This is a genomic window from Arthrobacter sp. ES3-54, from assembly GCF_029504395.1.
Taxonomy (GTDB): Bacteria; Actinomycetota; Actinomycetes; order Actinomycetales; family Micrococcaceae; genus Arthrobacter.
On sequence record NZ_JAQFIF010000003.1, the window covers coordinates 132,829 to 147,884 of the forward strand.

The window sequence follows — 15,056 nt, forward strand, 5'->3', positions numbered from 1 at the left end:
ATGAAATTCCCTCAAACAACAATCTCCTTCCCACCTCCGGGCAGTGCCTAGGCCCGTTCCGGACCGGCACCGCAGACCGGCCCCGCGAACAACACTCATGTAACCCGGGGATGGGAGAAACGCTCACCTTGGGGCTAAGCTGTCTGCAGTGCGTCCGTCCCGGACATCTTTTGTGGTTCCCAACGGGCCATGAGGCCAGGGGAGGGCGGACGATTCCCTTGTTGACGGAGTTCGGCGTCCCCGCCGAAGTCCGCGGCAGCTTGAGCAGTCTTAGCGATTTTCAGCACTAACAGCAGCAATGAAAGGCGGCACCCTTCCGTGAAGTTCAGAGTCGAACGGGACGTCCTGGCAGAAGCCGTGACATGGACCGCCCGGTCGTTGTCTCCGCGGCCGCCCGTTCCCGTACTTTCAGGCCTGCTCCTGAAGGCTGAAGCCGGTACCGTCAGCCTCTCGAGCTTCGATTACGAGACCTCCGCAAGGCTCGAAATCCCTGCTGACATCAGCACCGAAGGCACCATCCTGGTTTCGGGCCGCCTGCTCGCGGACATCTGCCGCAGCCTGCCGTCCGCACCCGTCGAGGTCGAAACCGACGGCAACAAGGTGACACTCACATGCCGCCGAAGCAGCTTCCACCTGGCCACGATGCCCGAGGCCGAATACCCGCCGCTGCCAGCCCTGCCCACCATCAGCGGCACCGTTCCCGGCGATTCGTTCGCCCAGGCGGTGTCCCAGGTGATCATCGCGGCCAGCAAGGACGACACCCTGCCGATCCTGACCGGCGTGCGGATGGAAATCGAGGACGACCTCATCACCCTCCTGGCCACCGACCGCTACCGCCTGGCCATGCGGGAAGTCCCGTGGAAGCCTGTGACTCCCGGCATCTCCACGAGCGCTCTGGTCAAGGCCAAGACCCTCAACGAAGTGGCAAAAACACTGGGCAGCAGCGGCGACATCAACATCGCCCTCGCCGACGACGACAGCCGGCTGATCGGCTTCGAGAGCGGCGGCAGGACCACCACCTCGCTCCTGGTGGACGGCGACTACCCGAAGATCCGTTCGCTCTTCCCGGACTCCACCCCCATCCACGCCACCGTGCAGACCCAAGAGCTGGTCGAAGCCGTCCGCCGTGTCTCGCTCGTGGCCGAACGCAACACTCCTGTCCGGCTCGCCTTCACCCAGGGCCAGCTGCACCTAGACGCGGGCACCGGCGAGGACGCGCAGGCCTCCGAAGAACTCGAAGCCCAGTTGTCCGGTGAGGACATCACTGTGGCCTTCAACCCGCACTACCTGATCGAGGGCCTGAGCGTCATCGAAACCAAGTTCGTGCGTTTCTCCTTCACCACCGCGCCCAAACCGGCCATGATTACAGCGCAGCAGGACGCCGAGGGCGAGGACCAGGGCGACTACCGCTACCTCGTCATGCCCGTCCGGCTGCCCAACTAGCGCTGCTGCTGCTCCGGACCGCCGGGACAGCAGCAGCCCGCTGGCCGGCACGGCCGTCCCCCAACGAAGCACCCCAGCGCAGAAAAGAGTTCATCCCGTGCACATCGGACTAATCGGCCTTGGCAAAATGGGCTTCAACATGCGCGAACGCCTGCGCATCGGCGGGATCGAGGTCACCGGCCTTGACCGCAACCCGGACATCACCGACGTCGCCTCCGTGGACGAACTCATCGCCGCCGTCCCGGCGCCGCGGCTCATCTGGGTCATGGTCCCCTCGGGTGACATCACCGACGCCGTCATCACCGAACTCGGCGCCAAGCTCGACGCCGGCGACCTCGTGATCGACGGCGGCAACTCCCGGTTCACGGAAGACCAGAAGCACGGCGCGGCGCTGGCCGAAAAGGGAATCAGCTTTGCGGACTGTGGAGTCTCCGGCGGAGTCTGGGGTCTCCAGAACGGCTATGGCCTCATGGCGGGCGGCGACGCCGCGGACATCGAACGGGCGCTGCCCGTCTTCGACGCGCTCCGTCCCGCCGGCGACCGCGCCGACAGCTTCGTGCACGTCGGCGGCATCGGTGCCGGCCACTACGCCAAGATGGTCCACAACGGGATTGAATACGGCCTGATGCAGGCCTACGCGGAAGGCTACGAGCTCCTGGCCGCGAAGGACATCGTCGCCGATCTGCCCGGGACGTTCCGGGCGTGGCAAAAGGGCACCGTTGTGCGCTCCTGGCTCCTGGACCTCATGGTCAAGGCCCTGGACGAGGATCCCGGACTGGAGTCGATTTCGGACTACGTCGAGGATTCGGGCGAGGGCCGCTGGACCGTCGAGGAGGCGATCGCCAATGCCGTGCCGGCACCGGCAATCACGGCTGCGCTGTTCGCCAGGTTCTCCTCCCGCGAGGACAACTCGCCGGCCATGAAGATGGTGTCCGCGCTGCGCCACCAGTTCGGCGGCCACGCGACCCGGCCGGCCAAGTAATCCTGCCCGGCCAATTAATCTTGCCTGCGAAGTCCTGAATCCCGCGTGTACCTAGAAAAACTCTCGCTCACAGATTTCCGCAGCTACGCCCAGGTCGATCTCAGCCTTGAGCCCGGAGTCACCGTCCTGGTGGGTTCCAACGGCATCGGCAAGACCAACCTGATGGAAGCGATCGGGTATCTGGCCACGCTCAACTCGCACCGCGTCAGCACGGACGCGCCGCTGCTGCGCTTTGGCACCGAGCGGGCGATGATCCGGGCCAAGCTGGTCCGCGGCGAGCAGGCCACCGTGCTGGAACTGGAAATCAACGCGTCCCGGGCCAACCGTGGACGCATCAACCGGAGCAACCCGGTCCGTGCCCGGGACCTGCTTGGCATCTGCCAGATGGTGCTCTTCGCGCCGGAGGACCTGGCGCTGGTTAAGGGCGATCCGTCCAACCGCCGCCGGTTCCTGGATGAACTGCTGGTCAGCCTCATGCCGCGCCACGCCGCGACCAGGAGTGACTATGACCGGGTGCTGAAGCAACGGAACGCGCTGCTCAAATCGGGGCGGACCGGAAAATTCACCGCCGGCCATGAGGCAACGCTCGATGTCTGGGACCAGCACATGGCTCGGGCCGGGGCCGAACTGCTGCACGCGCGCCTCGAGCTTGTGGACCGCCTGCAACCACACCTGAAAAACGCCTACGCGCAGCTGACCGACGGCTCCAAGGAGGCCGCTGCGGTGTACCGTTCCACGCTGCAGGACATTATGGACGACGACGGCGCTGGGGCCAGTTCTGGGGCCAGACCTGCGGATGGCGCCGCCACGGAGACCGGTGCCGGCACCGATGCGGCTGCCGCGCCGGCGGAGGACCTGCGCCTGCTCTCCGTCGAGCAGCTCACGGACCGCTACATCCAGGCCTTTGCCGCATCCCGCCGCAAGGAACTGGAACGGGGCATCTCCCTGGTCGGGCCGCACCGCGACGAGCTTGAGCTGGTGCTGGGATCCGCCCCGGCCAAGGGCTATGCCTCGCACGGGGAAACCTGGTCCATGTGCCTGTCCCTGCGCCTGGCCTCCTACTACGTCATGCTCGACGACGCCCGCACCGGAGGGTCGCCCCCGATCCTGATCCTGGACGACGTTTTTGCCGAACTTGACGTCCAGCGGCGGCGTAAACTGGCGGCAATAGTATCCGGCGCCGAGCAGGTGCTGGTCACTGCCGCCGTCGAGGCCGATATCCCGGCGGAACTGACCGGCCGGCGGGTGAAGGTCATCCCGGGAGGAATCGATGAGCAGGAAAATCGATGAATAAGGATACCGACGGCGGCCTGCAACCGGGCCGCGACCCCGACGACATCGATGCCGCGCAGGCCGCACTGAACAGGATGCGCGACGCCGCCGCGGCCCGCGGCGAAATCCGGCGCAAAGCTCCGCCGCGCCCCGGCGCCGCCGCCCAGAAACCCGGCCGCACGGCGCGGGGAACCCGGGGGTTCTCCCAGTTCCATGGCACCGGCCGGGATCCGCTGGGCCTGGGAAAGGTTGTGGGACGCCTCGTGGCCGAACGCGGCTGGAGCTCGCCGGTGGCCGTCGGCTCCGTCATGGCGCAGTGGGCCGTGCTGGTGGGCCCGGAGATCTCCGCGCACTGCACCCCTGAGAGTTTCACGGACACCACCTTGCATGTGCGCACCGATTCCACGGCGTGGGCGACCCAGCTGCGGCTGCTCAGCAGCAGCCTGCTGGAGAAATTCCGCACCGACCTGGGTGATGGTGTTGTCACCAGCATCCAGGTGCTCGGACCGGCCGCGCCGAGCTGGCGCAAGGGCCTCCGGACGGTCAACGGTCGCGGGCCCCGCGACACGTACGGCTAGCCCCGGCGGCCCGGCGCGCACTGGATCTGAAGCACTTCTTGCAAAAAACCTTGAAAAATCCTCAAGCGGCGGGTAGGGCGCTCGAACGCCCCGGAGTCGTATAGGCACCCTAGGGCTGGACCCCGAAAGCCTTGCAGGGGGAGCCAGCGGCCTCTCAGCGGCACTTTCCCGCCCGTTTGGCGCCCTGGAATGCGGGTTTGGCTCCTATAACACGATAGAATCGGTCTAGATAACTGGGCGCCGGTGAAGCGTTGACTGAGTCCGTTTCCGACGCAATTTCAGCGTGCGGCGGACGGGATCCCAAGTCAGCGGAATACCCGGCGTCGTCAGTGACGTGCCTGTTGGCAGGAGCCTTTTCCACGGAAGAGGCAACGGCCGGCCTTCAACGAACATAGAGGAGTCGAAAGCGCCTGTGGCTAACGACAATGCAGAGATCCCGGCAGTGGAAGACGTAGCGGAAGCGGTAGTGCAAGTGGCGGCGGCAGCGCCGTCGTCGGGGACCGCGACATCGCGCGAATACGGCGCCAGCGACATCACCGTACTTGAAGGCCTGGAAGCTGTCCGGAAACGTCCCGGCATGTACATCGGCTCCACCGGACCCCGCGGTTTGCACCACCTGGTCTACGAGGTGGTGGATAACTCGGTGGACGAGGCCCTGGCCGGTTACTGCACGCACATCGAAATCGTGCTGCAGGCCGACGGCGGCGTCAAGGTGGTCGACAACGGCCGCGGCATCCCCGTGGACATGCACCCCACCGAGCACAAGCCCACCGTGGAAGTCGTCATGACGATCCTGCACGCCGGCGGCAAGTTCGGCGGCGGCGGCTATGCCGTCTCCGGCGGCCTCCACGGCGTCGGCATTTCGGTGGTCAACGCCCTGTCCAGCCGCGTCGACACCGAGGTCCGCCGCCAGGGACACGTCTGGCGGATGTCCTTCGCCGACGGTGGCAAGCCTCAAGGCGGCCTGGTCCAGGGCGAGGAAGCCGCCGAGACCGGCACCACGCAGACGTTCTATCCCGATGCCACCATCTTCGAGAGCACCTACTTCGACTTCGAAACCCTGCGTGCCCGCTTCCAGCAGATGGCCTTCCTCAACAAGGGACTGCGCATCACGCTGACCGACGAGCGCCGCGCTCCGGAGGAACCGTCCGACGACGACGACCTGGACCTGGACACCGTCCCCACCGAAGGCGAAATCCCCGCGGAATTCCACACTGTGGTCTACCAGTACGACGACGGGCTGCTGGACTACGTCAAGCACCTGAACTCCGGCAAGAAGGTTGATGTGGTCCACGAGGACGTCATCGCGTTCGAGACCGAGGACACGGAACGGCACATCGCCCTGGAAATGGCGATGCAATGGACCAACGCATACTCCGAGAGCGTCCACACCTACGCCAACACGATCAACACGCACGAAGGCGGCACTCACGAAGAGGGCTTCCGCGCCGCGATGACTTCGCTCATCAACCGCTATGCGCGGGAGAAGAACATCATCAAGGAAAAGGAAGACAACCTCACCGGGGACGACATCCGCGAGGGCCTGACGGCAGTCATTTCCGTGAAGCTCTCCGAGCCGCAGTTCGAGGGCCAGACTAAGACCAAGCTCGGCAACTCCGAGGTCAAGGGCTTTGTCCAGCGCGTTGTCACCGACGGGCTGGGCGACTGGCTCGAGCGCAACCCCGGCCCCGCCCGGGACGTGATCCGCAAGGCCATCTCGGCCGCGCAGGCGCGGATGGCCGCGCGGAAGGCCCGGGACAACGCCCGCCGCAAGAGCCCGCTGGAATCTTTCGGCATGCCCGGCAAGCTGTCCGACTGCTCCTCGAAGAACCCGGAGAGGTGCGAGGTCTACATCGTGGAGGGTGACTCCGCCGGCGGCTCCGCCAAGCGCGGCCGCAACCCGGAGACCCAGGCCATCCTGCCGCTGCGCGGCAAGATCCTGAACGTCGAGCGGGCCCGGCTGGACAAGGCGCTCGGCAATGCCGAGGTCCAGTCCATGATCACGGCCTTCGGCACCGGCATTGGCGAGGACTTCGACATCGCCAAGCTGCGGTACCACAAGATCGTGCTCATGGCCGATGCCGACGTGGACGGCCAGCACATCACGACGCTGCTGATGACGCTGCTGTTCCGCTACATGCGCCCGCTGATCGAAAACGGCTACGTCTACCTCGCGCAGCCGCCGCTGTACCGGATCAAGTGGTCCAATGCGCCGCACGATTACGTCTACAGCGACCGTGAACGCGACGCGAAGCTGCTCTCGGGCGCGGCCGCCGGCCGCCGCATCCCCAAGGACAACGGCATCCAGCGCTACAAGGGCCTCGGCGAGATGGACTACACGGAACTGTGGGACACCACCATGGACCCTGACCACCGGACCCTGCTGCAGGTGACGATGGACGACGCCCTGGCGGCGGACCAGATCTTCTCGGTCCTGATGGGCGAGGACGTTGAATCGCGCCGAAACTTCATTCAGCAGAACGCCAAGGACGTTCGGTTCCTGGACATCTAGGGGCGCAAGCCCCCTAATATTCCAGAGCCGATATATACCTGAAACGGAAAATATAGACTATGAGTGACGAAACACCCGAGGTACCGGCCGGCTCCGAGCCCGTCCTTGAAGGCGCCATCCTCGACGGCGACGTACTGACCGACCGCGTCGAGCAAGTGGACCTGCAGACCGAAATGCAGCGCTCCTACCTCGACTACGCCATGGCCGTGATCGTGGGCCGCGCCCTGCCCGATGTCCGCGACGGCCTCAAGCCCGTCCACCGCCGCGTGCTCTACGCGATGTTCGACGGCGGCTACCGCCCGGACCGCTCCTTCAACAAATGCGCCCGTGTGGTGGGCGAGGTCATGGGCCAGTACCACCCGCACGGCGACACCGCGATCTACGATGCCCTGGTTCGCCTGATCCAGGACTGGACCATGCGCTACCCGCTGGCGCTCGGGCAGGGAAACTTCGGCTCGCCCGGCAACGACGGCGCAGCCGCCCCGCGGTACACCGAGACCAAGATGGCGCCGCTCGCCATGGAGATGGTCCGGGACATCGACGAGGAAACAGTCGACTTCCAGGATAACTACGACGGCAAGAACCAGGAGCCGACCATCCTGCCGGCCCGGTTCCCCAACCTGCTGGTCAACGGCTCCTCCGGCATCGCCGTCGGCATGGCCACCAACATCCCGCCGCACAACCTCCGCGAAGTCGCCGACGGCGTCCAGTGGTACCTCGCGAACCCGACCGCCAGCCGGGAGGAACTGCTCGAAGAGCTCCTCCTGCGCATCAAGGGACCGGACTTCCCGACCGGCGCCACCATCCTCGGCCACAAGGGCATCGAGGATGCCTACCGGACCGGCCGCGGCTCCATCACCATGCGCGCGGTGGTCAGCGTCGAGGAGCTCCAGGGCCGCACGTGCCTGGTGGTCACCGAACTGCCGTACCAGGCCAACCCGGACAACCTGGCCATCAAGATCGCCGAGCTGGTCAGGGACGGCAAGATCTCCGGCATCGCCGACCTCCGCGATGAGACCTCGGGCCGCACGGGCCAGCGCCTGGTGATTGTGCTCAAGCGCGACGCCGTGGCCAAGGTGGTGCTGAACAACCTCTACAAGCACACCCAGCTGCAGGACAACTTCGCCGCCAACATGCTCGCCATCGTTGACGGGGTGCCGCGCACGCTCAGCCTCGACGCGTTCATCCGCCACTGGGTCACCCACCAGATGGACGTCATTGCCCGGCGGACCCGCTACCGCCTGCGCAAGGCCGAGGAGGAAGCACACATCCTCCGCGCCCTGCTCAAGGCCCTGGACATGCTCGACGAGGTCATCGCCCTCATCCGAGCCTCCAACACCACCGAGGCCGCCCGCGACGGGCTCATGCAACTGCTCGACATCGATGAGCTGCAGTCCCGGGCCATCCTGGACATGCAGCTGCGCCGGCTCGCCGCCCTGGAGCGCCAGAAGATCCAGGACCGCCATGCCGAGCTTGAAGCCCTGATCGCCGAGTACAACTCGATCCTGGCCTCCGAAGAGCGCCAGCGCGAGATCATCAGCACGGAACTGGCTGAAATCGTGGCCAAGCACGGCGACGACCGCCGCACCAAGGTGCTCATGGGCTTCGACGGCGACATGTCGATGGAGGACCTGATCCCCGAAGAGGAAATGGTGGTCACCATTACCCGCGGCGGCTACGTCAAGCGCACCCGCAGCGACAACTACCGCTCCCAGCAGCGCGGCGGCAAGGGCATCAAGGGCGCCCAGCTGCGCGGGGACGACGTCGTGGAGCACTTCTTCGTCACCACCACGCACCACTGGCTGCTGTTCTTCACCAACCTCGGACGCGTCTACCGGGCCAAGGCCTATGAGCTCGCCGAAGCCGGACGCGACGCCAAGGGCCAGCACGTGGCCAACCTGCTGGCCTTCCAGCCCGATGAGCACATCGCCCAGGTGTTGGACCTTCGCGACTACCAGCACGCCCCGTACCTGGTGCTTGCCACCAAGCGCGGCCTGGTCAAGAAGACCCGGCTCGAGGACTACGACACCAACCGGTCCGCCGGCGTGATCGCCATCAACCTGCGTGACGGCGATGAACTCGTCTCGGCCCAGCTGGTCTCCGAAACCGACGACCTCATGCTGGTCTCCCGCAAGGGACAGTCCGTCCGCTTCACCGCGACGGATGATGCGCTGCGCCCGATGGGCCGCGCCACCTCCGGCGTGACGGGCATGAAGTTCCGCGAGGACGACGAACTGCTCGCGGCCGACGTCGTCAAGGACGGCTCATACGTCTTCATCGTCACCGAGGGCGGCTTCGCCAAGCGGACGGCTGTGGAGGAATACCGGCTCCAGGGCCGCGGCGGGCTCGGCATCAAGGTCGGCAAGTACCAGGAGGAGCGCGGGCACCTTGTCGGCGCCCTGATCGTCCAGGAAGAGGATGAGGTCCTGGTGGTCATGGAGGGCGGCAAGGTGGTCCGCTCCTCGGTCACCGGTGTGCCGGCCAAGGGCCGCGACACCATGGGTGTGATCTTTGCCAAGCCGGACAAGAACGACCGCATCATCGCCGTGGCACGCAACAGCGAACGCGGGCTGGAAAGCGACGAGCCGACCGAAGGTGAAGATACAGGCGAGGGTGCAGTTGACGACGCCGAAAATCGGGCTTCCGCGCCGGATGACGTAACGTTGGCTGAAAATGGCGGATTGCATGACAACTCCGCAGCGGCAGAATCAGTACCGGCCCCGGAGTCAGATGAGTCATCAGGCAATGCCGAGCTGGACGAAGACAACACCGGAGGTAACGAGTGAGTAATTCCGACTCATATCCCAAGCCCAGCAGCGGCGTGCCGGGCGGAGTGCGGCAACCCGCCGCCGCACCGCGCGTAGGCGGCGCCCCCTCGCGTCCGCAGCAGCGCCCTGGCGTGTCCGGCGCGGCCGCAGGAACGGGACAGCGTCCCCCCGCGCCCGGCCAGCGCCCGACGGTCCCCGGACAGCGCCCCGCTGTCCCGGCCCAGCGCCCCGCCCAGTCCGGCGGGCAGGGCACAACCGGGCTGATCAAGCCGGCTCCCAAGGCCAAAGTGCGCCGTGCCAGGCTGCTGGTCAGCAAGGTGGACCCCTGGTCCGTGCTGAAGATGGCCTTCCTGCTCTCCGTGGCGCTGGGAATCGTCACGGTCGTGGCGGCTATCGTGCTCTGGACCGTTTTGGACCTGACCGGGATCTTTGACCAGGTGGACAGCCTGCTAGGGACCCTCGCGGGCTCCGAAGGCGGCGGCTTTGAATTGAAGAAGGTGGCGTCCCTCGGGCAGGTGGCCTCGTTCGCGACCATCATCGCCGTGATCAACGTGGTGCTGCTGACGGCCCTGTCGATGCTTTCGGCGGTGCTGTACAACATTGCGGCAACGCTCGTGGGCGGTATCGGCGTGACCCTCACGGACGACTAATTCCCGCACTTTTCCGCGGAATGCCGCGGGAAAAAGCCTCGATTTGAGATCGGGCCGGGATGTGCTGTACAGTCATATCTCGGCCCGATGAGGCATCGGGGCGTATAGCTCAGGCGGTTAGAGCGCTTCGCTGATAACGAAGAGGTCCCAGGTTCAAGTCCTGGTACGCCCACGGAACCAGTACTGGTTCTGATAGAGGTTAGTGAAGGTTCGTCGATGACTGAACCGGAACGGAGTGCATGTGAAGAAGTTGCTGGTTATCGCAGCCACGGTCGCAGGCGTTCTCCTCTACAGGAAAGTGCAGGAATCCGAAGCCCGGAAAGTGATCTGGAGCAATTCGACCGATACGGTTGACTAGCCCGGAAACTGGGGATGGAAGCTGGAAATCAGCTCGCCGGACCTAGGGTATGATTGTCGGGTTGCTTCTTATGGGGGCATGGCGCAATTGGTAGCGCACCTGCTTTGCAAGCAGGGGGTTCGGGGTTCGAGTCCCCGTGCCTCCACCATAGGAAAAGCCCCGGACCGCGGAAACGCGGTCCGGGGCTTTTTTCATGCCCTTTTCGCAATCATTCCTTCGGTTTGGCGTAATCTGCCATGCCTTGCCAGTCGATGAACACATACGGCTCGTCGCCGAGTACCCAGGCATCATGCCCCGGCGGGATGATGCCGAAGTCGCCGGGCCCGAATTCGAGTTCTTCGCCGTCATCCATGACGACTTTGATGCGTCCGGAAATCGTGTAGCCGGTATGGCTGGCCATGCAGCTGTCAGTTTTGGCGATCGGCTTGACATGGTCTGACCATTTCCAGCCCGGGAGGAACGTGGCCCGTCCGACCGGGCCGGAGTCCAGGTTGACGAGGTCCACCCGGCCCATGCCCTGGGCAACAGGACGTGATTCTTCGGGATTATCCAGGCTCTTGCGGATCATTGACGCCATGATGGTCTCCTTCTTCGATGATGGCGAGATCGGGATGTGAGACCGCGACTTAAGGGTGGCACTGGGGTATGTACCGGTCAAGGCGTAGCGGCTGTAAGGGACCCGAGGTCCGTCCCATTAGGGTTGGAACGTGAACTTCTTACTTGCAGCTGTGGGGGTGCTCGGTGTGGCTTCGTCCGGGCCGCTCATTGCCGCCACGTTGGGCGCCACGTCGGTCAGTGCCCTGGCCATCGCTTTCTGGCGCAACGCCATTGGAGCAGTGGTGATGGCCGGTCCGGTGGTGGTCCGCAACCCCCGTCAGTTCGCGAGGGTGACCGGAGCAGAGTTCCGCTGGTCGCTCGCGGCTGCGGTGGCGCTGGCCCTGCACTTCGCGTGCTTCATTACCTCCCTGCAGCTGACCTCGGTCGCGGCGGCGACGGCGCTGGTGTGCCTTCAGTCAGGCTGGATCGCGATCTTCCAACTCTTCCGGGGAGTCCGGCACCGCTGGCCGGTCTTGGTAGGGCTGGGGCTCGCCTTCGGCGGTGTCGTGGCGATTACCGGTTTTGATATGGGCACCTCGCCCGAGGCTCTCGTGGGCGATCTCCTGGCCGTGGCCGGCGGCGCCCTCGCGGGCATCTACACGCTCGCCGGAGGCAAGGCGCGGCAGAGCCTGGGCACGGGGGTCTATACGACCCTGTGCTATGGCATGTGCGCCGCGATTGTGGCGGGGATGGCCCTGTTGGCCGGACAGCCGCTGGCGGGGTTCGAAGCCACCGGCTGGTTGGGGGTCCTCGCAATCACCGTGTGCGCACAGCTGGTGGGGCACACCGCGTTCAACTATCTGCTGGCAACCATGAGCCCGCTGCTGGTGTCCATGATCATCCTGCTGGAAATCCCCGGAGCGGCGCTTTTGGCAGCGGCCTTCCTGGGCGAGACGCTCCCGGCCGGGACCTATGCCGGACTGGCCATGATCCTGGTGGGGCTCGCCGTTGTGGTCCTTGGGCAGCGCGGCTCACGCTCCGTCCGGGGCACGGCCGAGGGGCGCACTGCGGAGGGCCCCGGTGCAGAGCGGCTGGCGGAGCTCGGCACGGACTAGGCGCCTGCTGGGCCGCGCTTGTTGGCCGGGCCTAGTGGCCGTGTTGGTGGGCGGGCCTACTGACCGCCGCGGCGGGCTGGCTGCGGCACGTTGACCGTGTGAATGGCGCGGAGCAATTTTGCCGGGAAGTAGACCGAGAAGAAGACCACCATGGGTGCCTTCAGTGCCATCTTCTTGACATTGTGGGCCTTGTAGGTGCGGTCAAAGCGCGTCACGTAGTAGCGGTAATCCCGCGGCGAGTCCTCGAGCCGCCGGGCCGACATGCCCGAGATCATCTGCGGCCAGTACTGGATCCGGAGCTCGTGGTCGGCCAGGTGCAGCGAAAGATCGATGTCCTCGTGCATCTCGTCCCGCTCGTCCCGGCAGGCTTCTGTACGGATGGTTTCCCAAGCCGAGCGGCGAAGTGCCATGTTGGAACCGAAGAGGAAGTGATACTGGTGCTTGGCAAGCCTGAGCATCAGCTGACGCATTTTGTCGTCCGCCTTGAGCCCAAAGCGGCGCATGGGCATGTCGTAGTAGACCACCGGCCCGGTCGCGGCGTGCACAGACTCGTCAGCGAAGGCGTTCTGCACCTGCTCCACCCAATCCGGTTCCAGGACGGAATCGGCGTCGATCCGGCCGAGGATGTCGCCCGTGGCGTGGTCTAGACCGAAATTGCGGGTGGGGATGAGCCCCTGATCGCGGTCCTGGCTGAGCAGGATGATGGGACTCTCCGGATACTCCAGCTGCATCTGCCGCACGATCTCCGCCGTGCGGTCCTTGGACAGGTTGTCCACCACAATGATTTCGTGGGCAGGCACCGACTGATATACCGCGGCGATCAGACACTGCCGGATGACACTTTCCTCGTTGTACGCCGGGATCACAATAGATACAGCCGGCGGCGGAGCAATGAGCAAGGCATCCTGGGGTGATCTATGGGGTGACATCACCACAAATTTAGCATCTAGCCTGCCCTTTAAAGGGAGACCGCGACGCGCCTCCGCAGTCCGTGCAAAACCCGCCGCGTGAAACCTGCCGTATGAAACAAAAGGAGGGATCCCGCCGAAGCGGAATCCCTCCCTGGGAAAAGGCAGGACACCTGCCGGCAGCCGGACCGCCCTTGGCAGGGTCGCGGCTCAGCCGGCCTGTGCCGGCCGGAGCTACTGGCCCGGCTTGTTTGCCCCGTTGTTCAGGTTGGCCGCAATGTTGCGGACGGCTGTCTTGGCATCGGTGGCAACCTTGGCGGCAGTCTTCGCGGTGTCGTCGGCAGCGTCCTTGGCCGCTTCCGACGCCTTGTCCGCCGCGGCAGCTACGGAATCGGATGCCTCGGCCGATGCCTCGACCGCAGTGTCCGCAGCCGCAACAGCCGCGGAGCCGGCCTTGTCGGCGGCGTCCTTAAGCGTTTCGCTGGCAGGGGCGGCGGGGGCAGGCGTTACCGGCGTCGGTACCTTCCAAGGGTCCTCCACGGGCCGGGAAGCCCTCCAGGCTGCGACACCGGCGGCAGCTGCGGCAGCGATGATGCCGAAGATCAGCAGGCCGCGATGCTTGGGTTTCTGCTGCTTGGCGAGCTTGGCATTGGCCGTCTTGCTGACCTCGCGGGCGGCCGCCTTGATGTTCTTTTCTGCAATCTTCGCATGTTTCTTCGCATGTCCCTTGGCGGTCTGGGCCTGCGCCTGGACGCCGTGTACCACACCGGAATCAATAAGCTTCTGCGCGACGGCGTCCACGTGGGCCGGAGCGTTTTCCAGCGTGCGGTGGACGGCCACGGAAGCTTGCCCGATCTGGTCGGAAAGCCTGGGCAGGTACTCGACAACCACCCGGTCGCGTGCGTTGAGGATCACCGGTGCCGCCTTGTCTACCGCCTCGTGCAGTCGCGGAGTCGCGCTTTCGGCGGCGTCGTGGATCTTCGGCGCAAGCTGGGCCAGACTGTCCTGGAGGCGGGGGGTGACGGTGGCGACGCCGCCCGCCAAGCTGTAGGCGGCCGTCTTCAGCCCTTCCTGGATCTTGGGAGAAGCGGTATCCAATCCCTGCTGCAAACGGGGAACGGCCCAGTTCACAGCCGCTTCAACCCGGGGGGCCGCCCATTCCTTGGCGTTTTCTACTCCCGCACTGACTGACTGCTCCAGGTCACGGGCATTTCGATCCGTTTTCTTCACAACTACCTCCCGATTAATGTGACGGTTCTGTTGTTAGCCTACGTGTCTAGGAACGCACCGGCTATTCTTCAGACCGATTTCCAGTGGATTTCACCCAGCGCGGAACTGACTGTGCGGCCCTATGTGGGCGGAGCCGTCATGGAAGAATAGGCCCTATGACTGCCAACGCAACCGCAAAAGCCACTATCCACACGAGCCTCGGCGACATCGTCGTCAACCTCTATGGCAACCACGCGCCGAAGACCGTCGACAACTTCGTCGGGCTGGCCACCGGGGAGAAGGCCTGGACCCACCCTGAAACGGGCGAGGACAAGACCGGCACGCCGCTCTACAACGGCACCATCTTCCACCGCATTATCAAAGACTTCATGATCCAGGCAGGCGATCCCCTGGGCCGCGGCACCGGTGGACCGGGTTTCAAGTTCGACGATGAGATCCACCCGGACCTGACTTTCAACGAGCCTTACAAACTGGCCATGGCCAACGCCGGTGTCCAGATGGGGCGCGGCACCAACGGTTCGCAGTTCTTCATCACCACCATCCCCACCGGCTGGCTGCAGGGCAAGCACAGCATCTTCGGTGAGGTCGCCGATGAGGATTCCAAGAAGGTCGTGGACGCGATCGAAGGCGTCCGCACCGGCATGGGCGACCGCCCCGTCGAGGATGTCACCATCAACAGCATTGACATCGAAAAGCTCTAACC

13 protein-coding genes and 2 tRNA genes are annotated in these 15,056 nt (G+C 65.1%); 12 read left to right on the plus strand and 3 right to left on the minus strand.

All coding sequences use genetic code 11. The annotated features are described in order from the left end of the window. Positions 1-318: 318 nt before the first annotated feature. The 10 genes from dnaN to M2428_RS06535 all read left to right on the plus strand — a co-directional run bounded on the left by dnaN (position 319) and on the right by M2428_RS06535 (position 10,711). Positions 319-1,443: a DNA polymerase III subunit beta gene (gene dnaN / locus M2428_RS06490; protein ID WP_091560743.1), complete on the plus strand. Its 1,125-nt coding sequence runs from the start codon at positions 319-321 to the stop codon at positions 1,441-1,443. A gap of 97 nt (positions 1,444-1,540) precedes the next feature. Next, positions 1,541-2,425, plus strand: coding sequence for a phosphogluconate dehydrogenase (NAD(+)-dependent, decarboxylating) (gnd, locus tag M2428_RS06495; RefSeq protein ID WP_277524930.1), 885 nt, complete (start codon positions 1,541-1,543; stop codon positions 2,423-2,425). Positions 2,426-2,470: 45 nt separating this feature from the next. Further along, positions 2,471-3,715, plus strand: a complete 1,245-nt coding sequence (gene recF, locus M2428_RS06500) for a DNA replication/repair protein RecF (protein WP_277524932.1) — start codon at positions 2,471-2,473, stop codon at positions 3,713-3,715. Next, complete coding sequence (locus M2428_RS06505; RefSeq protein WP_277524934.1) at positions 3,712-4,275, plus strand: DciA family protein; 564 nt, start codon at positions 3,712-3,714, stop codon at positions 4,273-4,275. Before recF ends, M2428_RS06505 begins: the two co-directional genes overlap by 4 nt. Before the next feature lie 466 nt (positions 4,276-4,741). Beyond that, entirely contained in the window at positions 4,742-6,787 is a 2,046-nt protein-coding gene (gene gyrB, locus M2428_RS06510) for a DNA topoisomerase (ATP-hydrolyzing) subunit B (protein WP_277525516.1), read from the plus strand. A gap of 59 nt (positions 6,788-6,846) precedes the next feature. Next, on the plus strand, positions 6,847-9,573 hold the full coding sequence (gene gyrA, locus M2428_RS06515) for a DNA gyrase subunit A (protein ID WP_277524936.1): 2,727 nt from the start codon (positions 6,847-6,849) through the stop codon (positions 9,571-9,573). Then, positions 9,570-10,205 (plus strand): DUF3566 domain-containing protein, encoded by a 636-nt coding sequence (locus M2428_RS06520; RefSeq protein ID WP_277524939.1) that lies wholly within the window; start codon positions 9,570-9,572, stop codon positions 10,203-10,205. The genes gyrA and M2428_RS06520 overlap by 4 nt, the downstream gene beginning before the upstream one ends. Positions 10,206-10,303: 98 nt before the next feature. After that, a tRNA-Ile gene (locus M2428_RS06525) sits at positions 10,304-10,377 on the plus strand. Between the two features lie 69 nt (positions 10,378-10,446). After that, complete coding sequence (locus tag M2428_RS06530; RefSeq protein ID WP_216699097.1) at positions 10,447-10,563, plus strand: DLW-39 family protein; 117 nt, start codon at positions 10,447-10,449, stop codon at positions 10,561-10,563. A 72-nt stretch (positions 10,564-10,635) separates the two neighbouring features. Next, positions 10,636-10,711, plus strand: a tRNA-Ala gene (locus M2428_RS06535). 60 nt (positions 10,712-10,771) lie between these two features. Here M2428_RS06535 and M2428_RS06540 read toward each other — a convergent pair. After that, the gene (locus M2428_RS06540; RefSeq protein WP_277524940.1) at positions 10,772-11,140 is read right to left on the minus strand and encodes a cupin domain-containing protein; all 369 of its coding nucleotides are present in this window, start codon (positions 11,138-11,140) and stop codon (positions 10,772-10,774) included. A gap of 130 nt (positions 11,141-11,270) precedes the next feature. On the opposite strand from M2428_RS06540, the gene M2428_RS06545 reads away from it, so the two are divergent. Continuing rightward, positions 11,271-12,215, plus strand: coding sequence for a DMT family transporter (locus tag M2428_RS06545; protein ID WP_277524941.1), 945 nt, complete (start codon positions 11,271-11,273; stop codon positions 12,213-12,215). Positions 12,216-12,271: 56 nt separating this feature from the next. Here M2428_RS06545 and M2428_RS06550 read toward each other — a convergent pair whose 3' ends face one another. Together M2428_RS06550 and M2428_RS06555 are read right to left on the minus strand one after the other, a co-directional pair. Next, a complete protein-coding gene (locus tag M2428_RS06550; RefSeq protein WP_277524942.1) occupies positions 12,272-13,144 on the minus strand; it encodes a glycosyltransferase family 2 protein in 873 nt (290 codons plus the stop codon). Positions 13,145-13,357: 213 nt separating this feature from the next. Next, complete coding sequence (locus M2428_RS06555) at positions 13,358-14,353, minus strand: hypothetical protein (RefSeq protein ID WP_277524943.1); 996 nt, start codon at positions 14,351-14,353, stop codon at positions 13,358-13,360. A gap of 155 nt (positions 14,354-14,508) precedes the next feature. Between M2428_RS06555 and M2428_RS06560 the strand changes: the two genes are divergently transcribed. Further along, the gene (locus M2428_RS06560) at positions 14,509-15,054 is read left to right on the plus strand and encodes a peptidylprolyl isomerase (RefSeq protein WP_277524944.1); all 546 of its coding nucleotides are present in this window, start codon (positions 14,509-14,511) and stop codon (positions 15,052-15,054) included. Positions 15,055-15,056 lie beyond the last annotated feature (2 nt).

Coding starts and splice junctions, on each gene's coding strand:
- M2428_RS06505 (WP_277524934.1), top strand. CDS start 3,712: ATGAATAAGGATACCGACGGCGGCCTGCAACCGGGCCGCGACCCCGAC.
- gyrA (WP_277524936.1), top strand. CDS start 6,847: ATGAGTGACGAAACACCCGAGGTACCGGCCGGCTCCGAGCCCGTCCTT.
- M2428_RS06540 (WP_277524940.1), bottom strand. CDS start 11,140: ATGGCGTCAATGATCCGCAAGAGCCTGGATAATCCCGAAGAATCACGT.
- M2428_RS06550 (WP_277524942.1), bottom strand. CDS start 13,144: ATGTCACCCCATAGATCACCCCAGGATGCCTTGCTCATTGCTCCGCCG.
- M2428_RS06560 (WP_277524944.1), top strand. CDS start 14,509: ATGACTGCCAACGCAACCGCAAAAGCCACTATCCACACGAGCCTCGGC.